13 protein-coding genes and 1 pseudogene are annotated in these 18,858 nt (G+C 37.7%); 8 read left to right on the top strand and 6 right to left on the bottom strand.

All coding sequences use genetic code 11. The features are described from left to right. Nucleotides 1-122: 122 nt before the first annotated feature. Together CFK37_RS01195 and CFK37_RS01190 are read right to left on the bottom strand one after the other, a co-directional pair. Complete coding sequence (locus tag CFK37_RS01195) at nucleotides 123-3,272, bottom strand: MMPL family transporter (RefSeq protein ID WP_089060199.1); 3,150 nt, start codon at nucleotides 3,270-3,272, stop codon at nucleotides 123-125. Next, a complete protein-coding gene (locus CFK37_RS01190) occupies nucleotides 3,269-3,715 on the bottom strand; it encodes a MarR family winged helix-turn-helix transcriptional regulator (protein ID WP_089060198.1) in 447 nt (148 codons plus the stop codon). Before CFK37_RS01190 ends, CFK37_RS01195 begins: the two co-directional genes overlap by 4 nt. A 267-nt stretch (nucleotides 3,716-3,982) precedes the next feature. Here CFK37_RS01190 and CFK37_RS01185 point away from each other — a divergent pair, with 267 nt between their 5' ends. Continuing rightward, nucleotides 3,983-4,816, top strand: a complete 834-nt coding sequence (locus CFK37_RS01185; protein WP_157724774.1) for an aldo/keto reductase — start codon at nucleotides 3,983-3,985, stop codon at nucleotides 4,814-4,816. 36 nt (nucleotides 4,817-4,852) lie between these two features. On the opposite strand, the gene CFK37_RS01180 is transcribed toward CFK37_RS01185, so the two are convergent. From CFK37_RS01180 to CFK37_RS01165, 4 genes and pseudogenes are all read right to left on the bottom strand, one after another. Next, nucleotides 4,853-5,995 carry a Ger(x)C family spore germination protein gene (locus tag CFK37_RS01180; protein WP_157724773.1) on the bottom strand — a complete coding sequence of 381 codons (1,143 nt, stop codon included), beginning with the start codon at nucleotides 5,993-5,995 and terminating at the stop codon, nucleotides 4,853-4,855. Further along, a complete protein-coding gene (locus tag CFK37_RS01175) occupies nucleotides 5,992-7,104 on the bottom strand; it encodes a GerAB/ArcD/ProY family transporter (protein ID WP_089060195.1) in 1,113 nt (370 codons plus the stop codon). The genes CFK37_RS01180 and CFK37_RS01175 overlap by 4 nt, the downstream gene beginning before the upstream one ends. Before the next feature lie 12 nt (nucleotides 7,105-7,116). Next, nucleotides 7,117-8,624 (bottom strand): annotated as a pseudogene (locus CFK37_RS01170) (spore germination protein). A 426-nt stretch (nucleotides 8,625-9,050) separates the two neighbouring features. Beyond that, the gene (locus CFK37_RS01165; RefSeq protein ID WP_089060194.1) at nucleotides 9,051-10,109 is read right to left on the bottom strand and encodes a TDT family transporter; all 1,059 of its coding nucleotides are present in this window, start codon (nucleotides 10,107-10,109) and stop codon (nucleotides 9,051-9,053) included. A gap of 214 nt (nucleotides 10,110-10,323) precedes the next feature. Here CFK37_RS01165 and CFK37_RS01160 point away from each other — a divergent pair, with 214 nt between their 5' ends. The 7 genes from CFK37_RS01160 (at nucleotide 10,324) to CFK37_RS01130 (ending at nucleotide 18,835) form a co-directional block, all read left to right on the top strand. Further along, nucleotides 10,324-10,566 carry a hypothetical protein gene (locus CFK37_RS01160; RefSeq protein ID WP_089060193.1) on the top strand — a complete coding sequence of 81 codons (243 nt, stop codon included), beginning with the start codon at nucleotides 10,324-10,326 and terminating at the stop codon, nucleotides 10,564-10,566. A gap of 417 nt (nucleotides 10,567-10,983) precedes the next feature. Further along, nucleotides 10,984-12,726 (top strand): ABC transporter ATP-binding protein, encoded by a 1,743-nt coding sequence (locus CFK37_RS01155; RefSeq protein ID WP_089060192.1) that lies wholly within the window; start codon nucleotides 10,984-10,986, stop codon nucleotides 12,724-12,726. 6 nt (nucleotides 12,727-12,732) lie between these two features. Continuing rightward, the gene (locus CFK37_RS01150) at nucleotides 12,733-14,763 is read left to right on the top strand and encodes an ABC transporter ATP-binding protein (RefSeq protein WP_089060191.1); all 2,031 of its coding nucleotides are present in this window, start codon (nucleotides 12,733-12,735) and stop codon (nucleotides 14,761-14,763) included. A 44-nt stretch (nucleotides 14,764-14,807) separates the two neighbouring features. Further along, nucleotides 14,808-15,626: a S1 family peptidase gene (locus CFK37_RS01145; protein ID WP_089060190.1), complete on the top strand. Its 819-nt coding sequence runs from the start codon at nucleotides 14,808-14,810 to the stop codon at nucleotides 15,624-15,626. Nucleotides 15,627-15,700: 74 nt separating this feature from the next. Then, nucleotides 15,701-16,420 (top strand): PRC-barrel domain-containing protein, encoded by a 720-nt coding sequence (locus tag CFK37_RS01140; RefSeq protein WP_089060189.1) that lies wholly within the window; start codon nucleotides 15,701-15,703, stop codon nucleotides 16,418-16,420. A gap of 505 nt (nucleotides 16,421-16,925) precedes the next feature. After that, a complete protein-coding gene (gene sigI / locus CFK37_RS01135; protein WP_089060188.1) occupies nucleotides 16,926-17,657 on the top strand; it encodes an RNA polymerase sigma factor SigI in 732 nt (243 codons plus the stop codon). Beyond that, a complete protein-coding gene (locus CFK37_RS01130; RefSeq protein WP_089060187.1) occupies nucleotides 17,654-18,835 on the top strand; it encodes an anti-sigma factor domain-containing protein in 1,182 nt (393 codons plus the stop codon). Before sigI ends, CFK37_RS01130 begins: the two co-directional genes overlap by 4 nt. Nucleotides 18,836-18,858: the final 23 nt, after the last annotated feature.

The raw sequence follows: 18,858 nt of genomic DNA, 5'->3' as shown, positions 1-18,858 counted from the left end.
TGTCCATTGCTTATGACGGCAGCTTCTGGGCGCTGGAGCTAGACATATTTTGGTTTATACTTTCTGATCTTGTAAAAAAACATCCTCATTACATTAAAGTAATGAGGGTGTTTTTGATTTATCTATCTTCTAAACGGCCACCAGTTAATTTTACCGAAAATCCGAACCATGACTGGTACGAATAGCGGCAGCATTACAAAGGCGTAAAGGAATAATCCTGTTAGAACCACTGTTGCGATTTCTAAGAGAGATAAGACGCCAGATGGCAGCATTGCACCGAATGTTCCACCAAGTATGACCGCGGCCGAGATAATAACAGTTCCCATGTTTTTCATTGAATTGATTAACGCTTCCTTAATAGGAATTTCTGTATATTCTTTGAAGCGGTCCATTAAGAATATACTGTAGTCAATTCCCAGAGCCATCAACATGACAAAGCCAAAGAATGGTATTGCCCATGATAATCCATCATAGCCAAGTATGTTGACGAAAATAACTTCGGTAACCCCAAGGGATGTGAAATACGTTAAAACAAGTGATCCAATTAAATAAATCGGGATAACAATCGACCGTAACATAATTACCAGTACGATAAATAAACCGATAATCATTAACATGACTGTTCTAGAGTAATCTTCATCCGAAATATTTTTAAGATCATGGTTAGTACTGCTTATTCCACCCAGCTTCGGATCACTATTTGCAAATACAGTTCCATCTTTTGCATTGTTTACCGTATCATCAATTTTATCAACCATCGCAATCGCTTCAGATGAATAAGGGTTATCTTTCAAAACCACATCGAATTTAGCTATCGTTTTATCTTCCGAAATATAAGGCTTGGTTCCTTCGATAAATGCATCATCTTCTAAAGCCTGTTTAGGAATAACTACGGCAGGATTGCTGCCTTCTGCATTAAAGTCACCAAGGTAACGTTCCACTTCGGAAAGACCATCGTAAATTTCCTCTAATCCATCCGAACTTTTACCAAGTCCAGTTGAGAGCTGACTTAACTGTCCCTGCATATCTGCAAAAGCTTTTTTCAATTCTTTTTGACCGCCATAAATTTGTGATAGGCCATCTTGCAGACTTGGAATATTATTGATTACCTGTCCTTGGCCATCTGCAGCTTTATTTAATCCGGCTTGTAATTGTTCAATACCACCAATTAACTTGCCAATTCCTTGTGACAGCTGTTCCTGACCAGCGATAGAGTCACTAAATCCAGCATTCAGCTTGGTAAGCGGTGCGATAACCTTATTTTGGATTTGGGATTGTGCACCTGCAAGTTTTCCGAGTTTGTCTTGCAATTTAGTTATGCCATCAATTGTCCCATTGATTTGAGCGATTGATGTCTTATAGTTTGCAATAAACTCTTTGTTTTGTTTTAAATCGGGATTGGATTGCTCGGCAATTTTTTTATTAGCTGTAATGTTTTCCTTGGCACTAGTTAGCGTACCTTTAAGTTGATCAAGGTCCTTTGCATTTGTACTTTGTGAACTGCCAAAGTTTCCTAGACCATCAGCAAGCTGCTGATAGCCAGACAGCAATTTACGGTTTCCGGCGATTGTTTGATCAAGATTACTTTTAATGGTTTGCAGATTACTTTTAATTTCTGCTGCGCCCTGTGAACCGGATTTGATTCCATTTTGGATTTTAGCAAGTGCATTACTAATATCACCAATACCATTGTTTGCTGATTGTGTGCCTTCCATTAATTGATCGACACCATTTTGTGCATCTTCAAGTTTAGGTGTTGCATTTTGCAGTTCTTTTGATGCTTTCGCCAGACCCTTTTGAATTTCTTTAATTCCTTCGGTGCTTTGACCTATGCCGCCAGCTAATTGACCTGTTTGATTTTTTACGAGGAAATCTTCAATAATTTCGCCAGCTGGTCTAGTCGCACTTCGAACCTGCCCTACACCATCCATTTTTGCTATTTCCTGTGATATTGTTGCAATATCCTGATAGTCTTCAACTGAGTCAATGGGTTTTTCTGTTTTTAGAACTACAGTTGTTGGCATCGTTTGTCCCGGTCCAAAGCTGTCAGCAGTCCAGTTAAATGCTTTTACAGAACCGTATTCATCCCCAATTTCCTCTAGGGAATTATATGATTTGTCACCGTCATAGGTTAGCAAAAATGGCAATGTGATTACTGCTACGATGAGTAACGCAATGACTGGACGTGCCCATGAGAATAATCCAGCAGATTTCCATATCTTACTTTCCTTATGTGAAACGTTTTTATCAAATGGCCAAAATAATTTTTTGCCTAAAACAACCAGGAAAAAAGGTACAATTGTGGTTAAAGCAATAAGTACAACGGCTACACCAACTGCAACCGCTACACCTGATTGATAAAGGGAAAAGGTTGATAATCCTATTGTTGCGAAACCAACCAAGACGGCTATTCCAGCAAAGAAAATCGTTTTTCCTGCTGATTTGTATGTTGCTAATACAGCATCTTTCACAGACTCCTGATGGGTAATTTCTTCTTTAAATCTGCTAATCAACAAAATACAGTAGTCGGTTCCAATCCCAAACATGACAGCCACCATAAAGATTTGCGTAAACGTGGAAAGAGGAAACCCAACGGTATCGGCTAGAATGGAAACGACTCCTTGTGCTGCTAAATAACTGATTCCAACTGTTAATAGTGGAATAAACGGTGCAACAAAGGATTTAAAGACAACAAACAGGATGATTAAAATCAACCCAACCGTGATAAATTCTGTTCGTTGTAAACCTTCCTCTGAGTTTTTCGTAATATCAAGTTGAATGTATTCTTCACCTGTTAAATGATGTTCGACCTCAATATCGTTCACTGTTTGATTTATTTTTTCGCGTGATTCATCAACTTCCTGGTCTTCCAATGACACATCAAAAGGCACCAAAATGGTTGTTCCATCTTTAGATACCGTCTGTTCAGCAATTTTTGGATCCTTATTAAATGCTAATATATCGGATAGTCCAAGTTTATCTTTATTATCCTGTAATTGATTAATTGCTTTTGACACTTCATCTTTTTCATTTTTATCCAATCCATTATCATCATGGAAAACCAGCACGGCACTTGTTGTGTTTTCCGAATTACCGGATGACATTTGTTCTAATAATGCATTCGCTTCCTGGGAAGGCGAATCTTCCGGTATTGTAATTTGCCCTTTTTCGCGGACAAGCTCCTGCAGGTTAGGTGAAAAGATAAATAACGAAGCAGCAACAGCTAACCATAGAATAGCAATTACCCAGCGAAAACGTATAATTTGTTTCATGATCTATCTCCTTCTTTATTATCCATTACATTTGCTAACTTCTCAATGGACTGGATAAACATAGTGATCTCTTCTTTATCAAAATGCGAAAGCTGATCCCCAATAACTGCGTATACCTCTTTTTCGGTAAAATCCACCAGCTTAAGTCCTTTAGGTGTAACATACAAGTAGACGTTCCTGCGGTCAGCTTGATCACGGTTTCTCTCAATAAGATCCTTGTCAAATAGCCGGTTTATTTGGGCTGTAACTGCACTTTTGCCAACCCCAAAAGCATGTGCTATTTCCGTTGAGGTACATGTTTCATGATTTCGGATGTACTGCAGAGTTGAAAACTGGTCTGTGGTAATATCGGAATGTATCTTTTCCTTTAAAATACTGTTTACTCCACGATAAATCGTGTTCATGGCAGTTTGATAACGACTAATTAGCGTATATATGTCCATAGTTTTTAATACCTCCAATTACAAAAGCGCTGGCAATTGAGCCAGTTTCATTTTCTTTTATCTAAAAAGGTTCAATTAATGAATAGTTTAATAAGTGAACTATTTTATAATAACAAGGATAAGATGTAGATTCAATTGGAAAATATGCTAAGTCACAAAATCGACATATTTAAGTGAGGAAAGAAAGAGTTCAATGACTGAAGTTTCCTTTTTAGGATGGTTTGCTTCACTATGCTATTATGGAAATAATAACTAAAATTTAAAGGGATGATCATATTGGATTTGTCTAGTACAAAGAAATTGCATAACGGAATTACTATTCCAAGATTAGGCCTTGGTGTATATAAGGTTCCGGAAGAGCAAGTATATGATACAGTTTCAAGCGCACTTGATTTAGGATACCGCCATATTGATACTGCAAGTTTCTATGGCAATGAAGAAGGGGTTGGGAAGGCTGTTCATAATTCAGGGATCCCCCGGGAAGAAATCTTTGTTACGAGTAAGGTATGGAATGATGATCAGGGGTATGAAAACACCCTAAAGGCATTTGACCGGAGCATGGACAAGTTAGGATTTGAATATTTGGATTTGTTCCTAATTCATTGGCCAGTACCAGATGTTTTCCCGGAAACTTGGAAGGCGTTGGAAAAAGTTTATGAAAAAAGGCAAACACGTGCAATAGGAGTGAGTAACTTTTTGGATCATCATTTAGGGGAATTAGCTAAAACTGCTAATGAAACTCCAGTAGTTGACCAAATTGAATTACACCCTAAGCTGACCCAAAAAAGCACGGTTGATTATTGCCGGGAACATCATATTGCAGTTGAATCCTGGTCCCCGCTTGGCCGGGCAAAATATTTAGATGATTCGGCGCTGGTTAAAATGGCAGGTAAATATGACAAGTCAGTTGCCCAGTTAATAATTAGATGGCATTTGGAAAACAATTTAATCGTTATACCGAAATCAACTAATGCTTCCCGCCAAAAGGAAAACGCTGCTGTATTTGATTTTGAAATTTCACCTGAAGATAAGAAATATATGGATCAAATGAATGAAAATCTGAGAATTGGTTCTCATCCCGATAACACTAAAGGCTTGTAATAAATACGCCCACAATTACGTTTGTGGGCGTATTTTCTACTTTGTAATACCATGCTGAACAATTTTTGCATCGACATGGAACTTTACGTTAATATCTGGCAGGATATTTCTCCATTCTTTACTTTTCAGTTCTCCATTCTTTTTATGAACTCGATAAACGTTTCCATATCCAAACGGATCAACACCAAGTTCTTGCACATTAGCTAACAAATCCTGATATTGTTTTGCGATACTTTTTTCAATCTCTTTTTCAAATAATGCCCTTACCTTTGGACTTTTAATCCTGATTTCTTTTGTTAATTCAAGTAAGCGTAATTCCATTTGTATATCTGTTTTAAAGGTAAGACTATTCATATCAACAACGTCCATTTTGCCTTTACCATTTAATACGCTGATTAATACACTAAATGTCTTCTCATCGCTTTTTTTCCCCCCTGGTTTTTGGATGTATTTCTCAAAGGGTTTAAGCGGAAGTTCTAATTCCAATTGAGTTGTCTTAACCTTTTTCTCAAGCATATTTATCAGAAAAGCATCTTCTGCCGGTATTTGACCGACAAGCTGATCGTTTTTAAAAAGCCCCACAGCGTATAAATAAGGTCTTTTTTTTGAGATCTTTAAAATTGGCATAATAGGGTCCTTGCCTACATCATAAAAGGCATGAATGAAGTCCTGCAAGGTCATCCGGGGGACTACATCATGTATTATGGATTGTTCGATTAAACGGTATAAGTAGTGGCCAACATTTGTTTGTGGATCCTTCTGTCCCATTTTTATTACATCTTTTGCTGTAGTATCGCTTACCGCGAGGAACATCGTATCTGCAACTTTAGCATCACGACCCAGTGTATCAAGGTATGGCAAGATCCCTTTTTCAGCAGCTTCCCTCCCGTAAATCTCCAGTCGAATCTGACCAGCAGTCAGTTCAAAGTTAGTCTTAAAATTGGCATTTGTTCGCGCCCCTTTTACCGTCTTTCCCTGTCCGGATACAATTTTAGTAATGTTCTTTGATTGTTTATCAAACTGAAAATAAACAATTGTTGTCTCTAGATTCCCATCGTCCAGTGTATCAATCCCTCTTGTATTAATAATGCCAAGGCCTTCAATCTCTTTGGATGGTAAGCATCCAGTTAAGATGATTATGAGACCGATTAGCAGAATCGCTAGTTTTTTGTTCTTCACATTGATTCACCCTTATTCTTACGCCATTTCTTTTTTATTAATACAAGTGGAAGCAATCCAAAGGGATAGACAAAGACAAGCCAAAAGGCGACTTTGGCAAAGTTGGACGTTAAAGCAATAATTGAATGTGTGTCTTGAAAAAAGAAACAGGCGGCTAGCATGATTCCTGATGTAATATAGAGGGTCATTTTTTGTGAGATTTTATATAAGCGTTTTACACTATACGTGATTCCCCACATAAGCAAGATCATATTTGGCAGGACAACCATTAGCCAGCTAGTTACCACGATATAGTCAAACCGCTCTATAAAGGAAAAGGACACAATTTTGAATAGACCAAGAGTTGCCCAGTCCAGTGTTTCTAATTGTTTGGGACTATAATAGCCTATTGATATGACAGTCACCATAAGCAAAGTAAAAATTGTCCAAGCAATACCGAGAAAGACAGGGAGTTTTATCTTTTCTTTATTTTGTATAAATGGGTACAACAGCAAAAATATTTCAAAACCGAGCAAACTATAGGTGGTTTCTCTTGCCCCTTTCAGTAAATCCATAATAGGTGTTTGAAAAGCTGGAAGAAGGTGCATTATATCAATTCGCAATGCAGGCATGATTAACAAAACCATTAAAAATTGGATGGCAATAAAAAAAATGAAAACGACCCCTACGATTACTCGAATCCCGCCTAACACACTATATATAATTAAAAATAGCAGAATAAACGCTAAGGTATAGGCCGGGAAGGTAGGGAAAATAAAAATTTGGATTACTTCGATATAGGTAATTAACACGGTGAACAGACTCATCGCTAAATGAATGATAAAAATACTACCGAGAAACTTTCCTATCCACACACCGAATATATCAATCTGGATTCCGAGAATATCTGCATTTGTATATTGTTTTAAAATGATATACATCGCCCATATAACCAAGAACAAATATACAAATGCGATCAGAATCGACAACCACGCGTCCCGACCAGCTGCAACAAATATATACTTAGGTCCTCCCATAATACCAGTACCGGTCTGAATAGAGGTAATGATGAAAAAAAGATAGAACGCTCGTATTTGTAAGTTACTTTTCACTTTCACATTAACATCCATTTTTTCACCAACTTATTCGTCTATGTCTTTTTTCTTTGTTGACTTCTCTCGTTTATACCGTGTACCATCCTTTGGCTGTGACAAATTTGCACGATGAGATTGTACGCTGAAAGGTAAACGAAAAAGAACTTTATTTAAATCTTTCCACCTGAGCGGATACAATGGTGTTAAGTATGGTCGGCCAAGTGAAGTGAGGCGTAATAGGTGAATAATTAGGAAGCATATATAAATCATGATGCCAACAATCCCAAAAAGCCCAGCTAAAATAATCATTGGGAATCGGATAACACGTACAGTACTTCCCATTAAATAGCTTGGGGAAGTGAAAGAAGCCAATGCGCTAATTCCAATCACAATGATTAGAATACTACTAGTTAAGCCTGCTTCAACTGCAGCCTGGCCAATAACAATACCACCAACAATACCCATAGTTTGCCCAACTTTAGTAGGTAGTCTAGCGCCCGCTTCTCGGAGTAATTCAATCATAAATTCTAAGATCAAGGCCTCAATTAATGGCGGAAAGGGCACAGCTGCCCGCGATTGCCCCAGTGTAATTAATTCTGGTGTTGGGATTAACTCGTAATGGTAAGTAACTGCGGCCACGTATAACGGTGTAAGCAATACGGAAATGATCATGGCGACAAATCGTAACAAACGAAAAAAGGATCCTGAATTCCATCGCATATAGATATCTTCAGTTGATTCAAAAAAGCTAAATAGTGTTGACGGTCCTATGAAACCATTAGGACTGCCTTCCATCAAGACGCCAACTTTTCCACTTTCTACTGTGTAACAAAAACGATCAGGTAATTCAGTTGAATAAAATTGTGGGAATATGGTAAGTTGCGAATCCTCAATGTATTGCATTAAAACATTACTATCTTCAATAACATCCACTTCCAGGTTTTTTAACCGTTGACGCATTGTATTTACATCAGTTTCATTAGTAATTGATTTTATATAGACCAATCGTATTTCGCGGGGGCTAATTTCCCAACTTGTATTTCTTCTAATACTAGGTCGGTAGACCTTAAACCCCATCGAACAAGGTTTAAATTGGTTTCCAGGGACTCCGAGAAGGCTACTTTTGGACCAAGAACAATGGATTCAGTTTCCGGTTGCGACAAATTGCGCTTTTCTTTTTTTAGCAGTAAGTAGGAAACGGCTTCTTTTTCCCCTTCTACATAAATAAAAGTTTCTCCAATTAGTAACTTTTCCAGTATTTCTTCTAACCTATCTTTTGTTGAACCAGTACTCAATGGAAGTTCATTTAATAATGATTCATTTGTCCATTGTCTTTGTTTATTCAATAAAGGTCCTAACAAGAAGTCTTCCAGTTTATCGAACTGTATTTGCGTTGCAATAAAGAATACGGCTATTTTCTTTTGTTGGTGTTCATAAATAGTAAAAATCAAATCAGGATTATTCTCAAACTTGCTTTCTAATAATTCTTTTAGTTTGTCCACTTTAACTGGAAAGATGGAGGATTTATTTTTACTATTAAATCGACTTTTTCGCATGGGTACCTCCCTTAAAAAACATATACGGTTAGTATGCGAAAAAGGCTTAATTTTATTACGGAACTACCGATAATATATTTTCCTAATGGCTGTTTCCACATAGTTTATTGTTAATACTGCCGTAGTTGATATAAACTACGACGTAATTAAAAATCATGTTTGGTGGCCTACGGAAAAACACTGCGCTTTCCGTGGGCAGCTGATGAGCCTCCTTGCCGGGGCAAGGAGGCTTAAGCCGTGCCCGCGGAAAGCAACGTTCTGCAGCGGAAAACAACCCAGCGCATGCGTCGCAGTTTATGGATTTTGTGTCAAAAACTACAATCTTTTAGAATACAGTCTTTCTAAAAAACAAAAAACACTGCAGGAATTAATCGCTGCAGTGTTTTTTGTAGTTTTGACAATATAAACCATCGGAGGTTCACTTTCTTAGCTGGCGCTGGTATGGGAGATGTTTCCTTCTTTTGTCCGGGTGTGTGTTTCAATTTGTGACTTAATATAAATTCCGATCTGTATGATTAATGCACTCAAAACAACCCATGCCCAAAATATCATAAAGGCATGTTGGAAGTTATATAATTTCTCCGGAATTGGATAATACGGGTTAAGATGCATGACCAATGAAAATGTATAGAACATGCCAAAGGTAAAATTCCGTGACCATTGGCTAACATTGTATTGAAACAATCCAATGTTCCACCCGTAGTTTTTAATCCGTTTTATCGCCCGCACGACTTCTATTGCCTCAATAACGATGAGCAACAGGAATACAATTACCCAAAACACAGTTATAAAGGCCGGAGTAAAGGTGTTTGTAGTAACAATTGCCAGGCCAGTGATGGATAGTGCACCATGAATTATACAGTTGGTATTGGACCAGTCGTTTATCAATGTCCAATTATGTTGCCGAACGTAACGGTTTCCGATTAATATGATTCCTGCTAAATAAAACATAAATCCCAAAACAATAATAGCCTCGGAAAAATACGTTGGAAATTGAAAGAATACATTGTTCAGTAACAGAATAATAGACTGTGTACCTACTGTTGACAGCAGAATTACTCCATGGACAGGGTAATTTTGATTTTCAAAAAATAACCTGCGAAAGTTGTAGAAACAAGTAAAAAGAAAAAACAGCCATAAAAATGTATTTAAAATTGCCATTGCCTGCGTAATAAGAATAATCGTAGGGAAGTATTTAACAAATACATTACATAAGACAGAAACACCTGCAATCCAAGTTCCAATTGCAAATGAATTTACCGGATGCTTAATAAAAGGGATTAGAAAGTCCCGATGAAAAAACTGTACAGACAGTGATTTATATATAATAATCCAAGCAATGAGAACCAGGAAGGCTAGAAATTTACCGAATTGTATATCCAATACTGGAAATGCCTGTACCGTGCCAATGAGAAATATTCCACCAGCCATGATAATCGCACCTGAGGCTGGTTCGATTTTTTTATACTTATTCTTTTGCTGCATAATTCCACTTCCATTCGTTCACTAAAACTTCACATACTTATCTAGTATACCACTTTTCTGAGTGAAGATGAACCGTACGAAAGTATCTGGTCGAAGACAAAAGTATCAGTTGCTCAGTGACGAAAGAATCATTTTTTTAAATAATTAATAAATGATATTGTTGTATTTTATCAAAAGTTGTATGATGATTAAAATAAGACAAAGAGGTGAGGACATGGGAGAACTTGTACGAAATTGTCGGTTATGTCAAAAGCAAATGGAATCCAGCCCTTTTACAATGTGCAGTAAATGCTTGACGGAAAGCAATCGGGTACAAAGTTTTGTCGCGAAACACCCGCATGTCTCAATTGAAAGAATTTCAAACGAAACCGAGGTGCCTTATGACAAAGTTGAACAAATGGTAATGCTCGGATTAAATGAAAAGGACACCATGGAATCACAAGCTAAATCATCTTAGGATACAACATATAAACTGAGGATTGCTGTCTTGCAATTCTCTTTTTTTCTGGAATTCACAAAAATGTATTGACTATTAATTTTTTTAATACTATAATTATTGAGAATCAAATCGAAAGGAGGTCATTAAGATGGAAAGAATCATTCAGCAAAATCAAGTTAACTTCATACAAATTAGTGACCTTCTGGGCGGAAAAGCACTGTAATACATACTGTTTTATATGTCAATAGAAGGTCACACCTCACTGTGGCCTTTTTATATTTTATGGATGATTTGCAGATCACCCATATTTGTATGAAAACATGCGTCATAGACGCATGTTTTTTTGTCTTTAGGCCAATTGGAAATTTTCAGTGGGGAGATTTGATTAGAAATAAATGCACATATTTGAAAAGAGAAAAAGAAGGTGAGCAAAAGATGTTTCAGGTTTTTAAGAAATTGGATTGGTTTTTCAAAGAGTACTGGAAAAGCTATGTATTTGCAATCGTTGCTTTAATTATTTCAAGTGCGATTGGATTAGTTCCACCAAAATTAGTAGGTTTTGCAATTGATAATATACAATTTGAAACGTTAACAATGAAACTGCTAATCACACTAATAGCTGGTTATCTTGTATTAATTGTTGTCCATTATGCAATATCGTTTTTATGGGATTATACATTATTTAGTGGTGCTGCACGATTGGAGCGTTTGTCGAGAAGCAGACTAATGGATCATTATCTGGAAATGACACCAACGTTTTTTGGTAAATTCAGGACTGGGGACTTGATGGCCCGCAGCACAAATGATCTCAGGTCTATTCAGCAAACAGCAGGATTTGGTGTCCTGACCCTCGTCGACTCAAGCATTTTTATGATAATGATTATTGCGGTTATGGGATTTACAATTAGCTGGCCTTTGACATTAGCTGCATTAATTCCATTGCCAATTATGGCAGTTGTTATGAATAAATATGGCGGCACCATTCATAAACGGTTCATGGAGGCTCAGACAGCATTTGGTGAGATGAATAATGAGGTACTCGAATCCATCCGAGGAGTCCGGGTTATTCGGGCATTTGTTCAGGAAAGGCAAGATGAAAAAAGGTTTAGTAATATGACTGATGATGTATACCAAAAGAATATTGAGGTTGCCAAGATTGATGCATTATTTGAACCAACAATGAAAATTCTTGTTGGCTTATCCTATACGATTGGTCTTGGGTTTGGGGCATTACTTGTTTTTGAAAACGCTATTACGCTAGGAGACCTCGTAACCTTTAATGTTTATTTAGGAATGCTTATCTGGCCTATGTTTGCGGTTGGCGAATTAATTAATATTATGCAGCGCGGGAATGCTTCGCTTGATCGTGTGAACGAAACGCTGGATTATCAGGCAGATGTAAAAGACACGGGTGCGCCGAAATCGATTAAGCAAATTGACACGATTGAATATGACCATATCTCGTTCACGTACCCAGAAACCAATGTAAAACGGCTGGATGACGTTTATCTCCATGTAAAACGCGGTCAAACGATTGGGATTGTTGGGAAAACGGGTTCAGGAAAAACTACTTTGTTTAAGTTACTCTTGCGACAGTATCCAGGTGTGCAAGGAAAAATTAACATTTCAGGCGTTGATTTAAACGAAATCAGTCTGGACGATATCCGGTCTTGGATTGGATATGTACCACAGGATCAAATGATGTTTTCCAAAAGTATCCGGGAGAATATCCAATTTGGTAAAGCGGATGCAACAGATAAAGAAATTTACCGTGTCATGGATTTGGCGCACTTCTTAAATGATATAAAGCAATTGCCACAGGGGCTGGATACTCAGGTAGGAGAGAGTGGTGTGACACTATCTGGTGGTCAAAAACAACGGGTAGCGCTGGCCCGGGCATTTATCAAAGATCCTGAAATCCTGATACTGGATGATTCATTATCCGCTGTAGATGGTAAAACCGAATCAAGAATAATTGAGCATCTGCGAGAAGAGCGTCAAAATAAAACAACATTTATTGCAGCACACCGTTTGTCTGCGGTAACGCATGCAGATCATATTATTGTACTGGAAGAAGGAAAGATAATTGAGCAGGGAACACATACCGAACTAGTTGCACGTGATGGTTGGTACAAGGAACAATACAACCAGCAACAGCTAGAGGATAAGGAGGGTTAGTTTAAAATGAAAAAGAAGACAACTGAAAAACGATTATTTCAATACGCATTGTATTATAAACGTGGTATTATTATTGGCTTGTTCTGTTTAATTATCGCTGTTGCGCTTGAACTTGCTGGACCATTAATAGCAAAACGGATAATTGATGAACATATCCTTGGTATTGAAGGGAATTGGCATCAGGTTGAAAATAACAATGATAACGATACGGTATCATATGATGAAAATTATTATAAACGGTCAGACCGGCTGACGGATAAGGATCATACGCAAGGTCTGGTCACCATCTTTCAGGTAGAAGGTGATTATTATCTAGTTGATGAAAACGTACCATTGAGTGGAAAAAGAAGTATAAAAGGTAATGAAATTGTCATTAAATCGAATGAAGGAAAACAGTCCTTTACTGGTGAAAAACTATCTTTTTTAGAGATATCCCCATTTTTTCAGCCTGAAAAGGGGCCAATCATCTTTCTGTTAGGTCTGTACATGTTTTTGCTGTTAATTGCTGCTTTCTTTCAATTTTTCCAGACGTTTTTATTACAAAAGGCGTCTAATCAAATTGTTAAGCGAATGCGGAATGATATTTTTCAGCATACACAGCGAGTTCCAATTAATTATTATGTCGATCAGCCTGCCGGAAAGATAGTCGCTAGAATTACAAATGATACAGAGGCTATCAGGGACTTGTATGAACGTGTTCTTTCCATTGTTGTAACAAGTGTTATTTATATGGCGGGGATTTTCATTGCCCTTTTCATTCTTGATGTAAAATTGGCTGCCCTTTGTTTGTTAATTATCCCATTAATTCTTGGCTGGATGAAGGCGTATAAATATTTTGGCACCAAATATAATACTGTTATTCGAACAACAATCAGTGATATAAATGGAAGTATTAATGAGGCAATTCAAGGGATGCCAATTATCCAGGCATTCCGGCATGAAAAGAAGACGAAAAAGGATTTTGAACAATTAAATGAGCGCCACTATACGTTTGAACGTAAACTAGTTAAGCTTAGTGCGCTTACCTCGTACAATTTGGTTACGGTTATACGAAATCTAGCATTTGTTGGATTTATTTGGTACTTTGGCTTTATTTCTTTTGATGCAACAGCTGTTATATCAATTGGTATGCTATATGCATTTGTTGATTACCTTAACCGTCTATTTGAACCCGTAACGGATATTGTGCATCAGCTTCCTTTAATTGAGCAGGCACGGGTAGCTGGAAACCGCGTATTCGAACTGATGGATCAAGACGGAGAGCAGGTTGTTACAGATAACGTTGATAGATACCGCGGTAAGGTAGAGTTTAACAATGTTTCCTTTGCGTATAATGATAAGGATTATGTATTAAACGATATTTCCTTTAAAGTGGAACCTGGTCAAACTGCCGCGTTTGTCGGGCATACTGGTTCAGGGAAAAGTTCGATAATGAATCTGTTATTTCGTTTTTATGATCCACAGAAAGGGACCATTTTGATTGATAATAACCCAACAAAGGAATGGTCCAGGCAACAAGTTCGGAGTCATATGGGAATTGTTCTGCAGGATCCGTTTCTATTTTCGGGAACCATTCTGTCAAATGTGACAATGGGTGATCCAGCTATATCAAGAGATCAGGCCATTATGGCGTTAAAGGCGGTCGGAGCAGATCGTTTTATTGAGAAACTGCCTAAGAAATATGATGATCCTGTAACAGAAGGTGGAAGTACATTTTCTTTAGGGGAAAGACAGCTATTATCTTTTGCACGGGCGTTAGCCTTTGACCCTGCTATTCTTATCCTGGATGAAGCTACCGCAAACGTTGATACAGAGACCGAGGCTGTCATTCAGCGCGCGCTGGAGGTACTGAAAAAAGGCCGTACAACACTGGTCATTGCCCACCGTTTATCAACCATTCAACAAGCTGACACAATTTTTGTACTCGATCATGGTATTATAAAAGAACAGGGTAATCACGAGCAATTGATCCATGTAAAAGGAATGTATTACCAGATGTATCAAATGCAGCAAGGCAATACCAGGAAAGCTGTTTAGACGACGATGCCACTTATACGTTTCTCTTAAATAGGGGTGACTTGATGGATAAGGACAATAAGAACAATCACGATGTAATCGATGAAGATTTATATGAAGAGATTGATGATGAAGAACTTATCGAACTAGTCGAAACGGAGAGGAAGAATGCATTAAAAAGGGCACAGGAAAATAGATTGGAAAAGAAGCCAAAACGTCCATTTCCAAAGTGGGCGTTTTGGCTAATTGCGATTATGATGATAATTAATGTTTTTGCGTTTTTCCCAAAAATAGTGTCTGTTCCTGCAATTGATTTTTTGATCACATCATCGAAGCTCTCAATGCAGGATGACATTCGTACATATAAAAAGGCGGTTGTGGTAATTGAAGCGGGTGATTCCAGGGGTACAGGTTTCTCTATCAATGAAAATGGCACAATTATTACGAACCAGCATGTTATTGAAGGAGAAAAGAATGTGACCGTAGCCTTTCCGGATAAAGGTCTACACCAGGCCAAAGTTGTTGCCGCATATCCATCAGTAGATTTAGCTGTTTTGGAAGCTGAGGGGGAGAACTTCCCATCCTTAGATTTGGCAAGAGACCCCGTGTTTAAAAAGGATGCTCCTATATATTTTATTGGCAATCCACTACGATTTCAGGGCATCGCGAATAAAGGAACAATTATAGAAGAAACATTACTATCTGATTGGGAAAAGCCAGTCGTTATGATTGATGCACCAGTTTATCATGGGAATAGCGGCAGCCCGGTAATCCAAAACGGTAAAGTTATTGGTGTGGTATTTGCAACACTTGAAAGTGAAGAACATGGAAAAGTAGGGCTTTTCATTCCAATTGAATATTTTTATTCTTCGTACCTGCGATAAATAATTTGCCAATTGTTTGATAAAGTGAAATAGGGGGTAATTAATCTTCATGAGAGAAAAAAGGAGGATTTTATATGCTTTATTTAACCTCAACGTTGAAATCATTTAATATTCATGCAACAGATGGCGAAATGGGCAAGGTCAAAGATATTTATTTTGATGATCACAGCTGGGCAATTCGTTATGCACAAGTAGATACACACAAATGGTTACCAGCAAGAAATGTCTACGTATCACCTTCATCCTTTACGGGAGTTAATGCGGAAGAAAAACTTGTGGAAGTTAATCACACGAAAGAAACCATCAAAAATAGTCCAACCATACCGGCCGATGCGGAAATATCAAAGGCAAACGAGGCAAGTCTTACCGAGTATTACGGCTGGAATCGGTATTGGCGTGGTGAGAACCTGTGGGGAGCAGTAGATCGACCATTTATTCCAAAAGTTCCTGTGCAGGACGAAGAGAATGCGGCGAAGCGTAATGAAATGGAAATGAATGAAAATAAAAATTATGTACTATTAAATGAATCGGATACAATTGGTATAAAAGTCCACGGGCATGACGGTAAAATGGGAGAAATAACAGATTTAATATTTGACGATGATGATTGGAAGATTAATTTTCTGGTTGTGAAGGTTGTTAAAGTCCCAGCGGAAAGATATTATTTGATTAAATCAGAGCATATTACCTCTGTCGAATGGCCGGATAAGGACATCTATGTTAATTTACCGGCATCTTATTTACAAGAACAAACGAGTTTTGACACAAAAGAAGATGCCTTGGCAAGTCTGTAGAGAATGAAAAAGCTGAAGCGCCCCTTTAGCGACGTATGGACTAGACTGAAGCGTAGGAGATAAAGGAAACATTCCCCTGCAAATGGAGTATGCCGACGCCTGAGCGACAGCCCGGTTTTAGTAGTCCCTCCTTTTGGTGAACCGAAGTTGAATTTATCGTACGGTGGTGGTGGCAGTCCACTATTCACTGGGTGGTGAAGCTGGAAACAGAAAAGCGTTCATGTCGAAATTTCGACATGAACGCTTTTTTTAATACAGAAATATGTCAAAGGTAATCGATTTTTAATAGAACTGTAAATAACCTGTGATAGTAACTGTGCCGCGGATACGTTAAGATTAGTCATATTGAAATAGAAAATAATACCTAAAAAATAAAGATGGTGGTTTTCATCATGACAAATGATTTTATAATTATGATTAATAAAGTAAACCTTAAATATATAAAAACTACACCCAAAAATGATAAAAAATTGACGAATTTTATAATGGCTGGAGGTGCTTTAGGTTGATTAGCAACCAGTCCTTAAAAGAAAGACCCCTTGATGAAATGATTGCTTCGGCCAAAGAAGGGGATAAAGATGTGCAAAACTATCTTTTAAAGATGTATCAGCCTTATATCGCTAAATGTGTTTCAGAAGTTTGCAAACGTTATATTGACCCAAAACGCGATGATGAGTTTAGTGTTGGACTTTTTGCCTTTAATGAGGCCATTCAAACGTATTCATCGGAAAAAGGCAGTTCTTTTCTGTCGTTCGCAAAATTGGTTGTTAAGCGCAAAGTTATTGATTATATTCGATTTGTGCAAAAAACACCAAGTACAGCTTCATTAGACGAAAGCTATGACGAAGAAAAAATGGAAAATCCGGCGGAAATTGTTGCTGTAAATGAAAGATACCAGGAGGAACAGGAAGCATGGTATCGCCGGGAAGAAATAGCTGACTTTAAAGACAAGCTTTCGGAATATAAATTAACGCTATCCGAGCTTACAGAAGCTTCTCCCAAGCACAGGGATGCACGTGAATCAGCCATTCGCACTGCAAAAACCCTGTACGATGATGCAGAATTAAGGGAGTACGTTCATCAGAAGAAAAAACTTCCAATTAAGGATTTGGTGAAAAGGGTCAATGTAAGTAAGAAAACATTGGAACGGAACCGGAAATATATTTTAGCGATCTTCATTGTATTAAGTGAAGATTATCTATATCTCAAGGATTATCTTAAAGGGGTGGCTCAGTGAGTAAAGGGATAGTGATGGAAAAGCATCGAAATTATATCATTGTTATGACGCAGGATGGATCTTTTCGTAAGGTGAAGTCTGTCAAAGACGCTGATATTGGTGCGGAAATTTCCTATGAGATGTTAGCTTCAAAGAAAGGTGAATTGTTATTCTTTCATTCCAAGAAAAGCAGCAGGTATGTAGCAATTGCTTGTATGGTGCTCCTATTTGTTATGCCATTTTTCCTTCTCGGCGGCCAAAACAAAACATATGCATACGTCAATTTGGACATAAATCCCAGTTTGGAAATTGAGATAGATCAGAATTTAAATGTAGTTTCTATTTCCCCATTGAATGACGACGCGCGGAAATTAATTCAAAAATTACCCGACTATCAAGATAAAAAAATTGAACGATTAATTGAACTTATCATGAATAAGAGTGATGCGCTTGGATTAACAAAACACGGTAAAAATGTATTGGTTGGCGTTAGTTATGTAGATGGACGGGACATTTCAGTTTTGGATACAGTTGACAACTACTTTTTAACCCATAATACCTCGTGGGATATTGCCACTTTTCAGGTTCCTGGAGAAATTAGGGAACAAGCTCAAAAAGAAAAGGTTTCTATGAACAAAGTGATGGCAGAAAATATGGAGACCACTGCTTCCGAACCAGAAAAAATGGTGTTGAAAACCCGTGCTGATGATGATGAAAAAGAACTCATTCATTCCTTTTATTCTAATTCTAAATCAACTCATCAGAATTCGGATCTAAATCAACCTGTGTCTGAAGAAGGGAAAGACAACCATCCAGCGGTTGTGCCCAAATTAGAAAAGAAAAAAGCCGTCCAGCGCCAAAGCGAACCAAAAAAACATACCGGAGATCACTCGAATAGAGGTCACCCTGATAAATCGGCTAAACAAAAAAGTAAAAAGGCGTCAAAAGAAAAGCCAGATAAAAAAGAAAAGCAACAAGAAAAAAAGCATAAAGTTAGACAAAACCATGGAAATAATAAACATCATAATAACGGTCACCTTAACAACCATAGATCTAACAATAAGAAAAACGCCAATAATGGAAACCAGAACCAAGGTATTCATCATGGTAATAACGGTAACAAGCAAAAAAATGGTCATCATGGCAACCATGGCAATAATCATGGAAAGGGCCATGAAAAGCATGGTAACAAAAAGTAAAAAAGCTGCCCCGAATTTTTTTG

Origin of the sequence: Virgibacillus phasianinus, from assembly GCF_002216775.1 — a bacterium.
In the GTDB taxonomy this organism is placed as follows: domain Bacteria; phylum Bacillota; class Bacilli; order Bacillales; family Amphibacillaceae; genus Virgibacillus_F; species Virgibacillus_F phasianinus.
This window is presented reverse-complemented; position numbering and strand designations above follow the sequence as displayed.

What these genes read in the sequence shown, in the direction of transcription:
- CFK37_RS01155 (WP_089060192.1), top strand. Translation starts at nt 10,984, where the DNA reads ATGTTTCAGGTTTTTAAGAAATTGGATTGGTTTTTCAAAGAGTACTGG.
- CFK37_RS01160 (WP_089060193.1), top strand. Translation starts at nt 10,324, where the DNA reads ATGGGAGAACTTGTACGAAATTGTCGGTTATGTCAAAAGCAAATGGAA.
- CFK37_RS01150 (WP_089060191.1), top strand. Translation starts at nt 12,733, where the DNA reads ATGAAAAAGAAGACAACTGAAAAACGATTATTTCAATACGCATTGTAT.
- CFK37_RS01140 (WP_089060189.1), top strand. Translation starts at nt 15,701, where the DNA reads ATGCTTTATTTAACCTCAACGTTGAAATCATTTAATATTCATGCAACA.
- CFK37_RS01165 (WP_089060194.1), bottom strand. Translation starts at nt 10,109, where the DNA reads ATGCAGCAAAAGAATAAGTATAAAAAAATCGAACCAGCCTCAGGTGCG.
- CFK37_RS01190 (WP_089060198.1), bottom strand. Translation starts at nt 3,715, where the DNA reads ATGGACATATATACGCTAATTAGTCGTTATCAAACTGCCATGAACACG.
- CFK37_RS01185 (WP_157724774.1), top strand. Translation starts at nt 3,983, where the DNA reads ATGATCATATTGGATTTGTCTAGTACAAAGAAATTGCATAACGGAATT.
- CFK37_RS01195 (WP_089060199.1), bottom strand. Translation starts at nt 3,272, where the DNA reads ATGAAACAAATTATACGTTTTCGCTGGGTAATTGCTATTCTATGGTTA.
- CFK37_RS01145 (WP_089060190.1), top strand. Translation starts at nt 14,808, where the DNA reads ATGGATAAGGACAATAAGAACAATCACGATGTAATCGATGAAGATTTA.
- CFK37_RS01175 (WP_089060195.1), bottom strand. Translation starts at nt 7,104, where the DNA reads ATGGATGTTAATGTGAAAGTGAAAAGTAACTTACAAATACGAGCGTTC.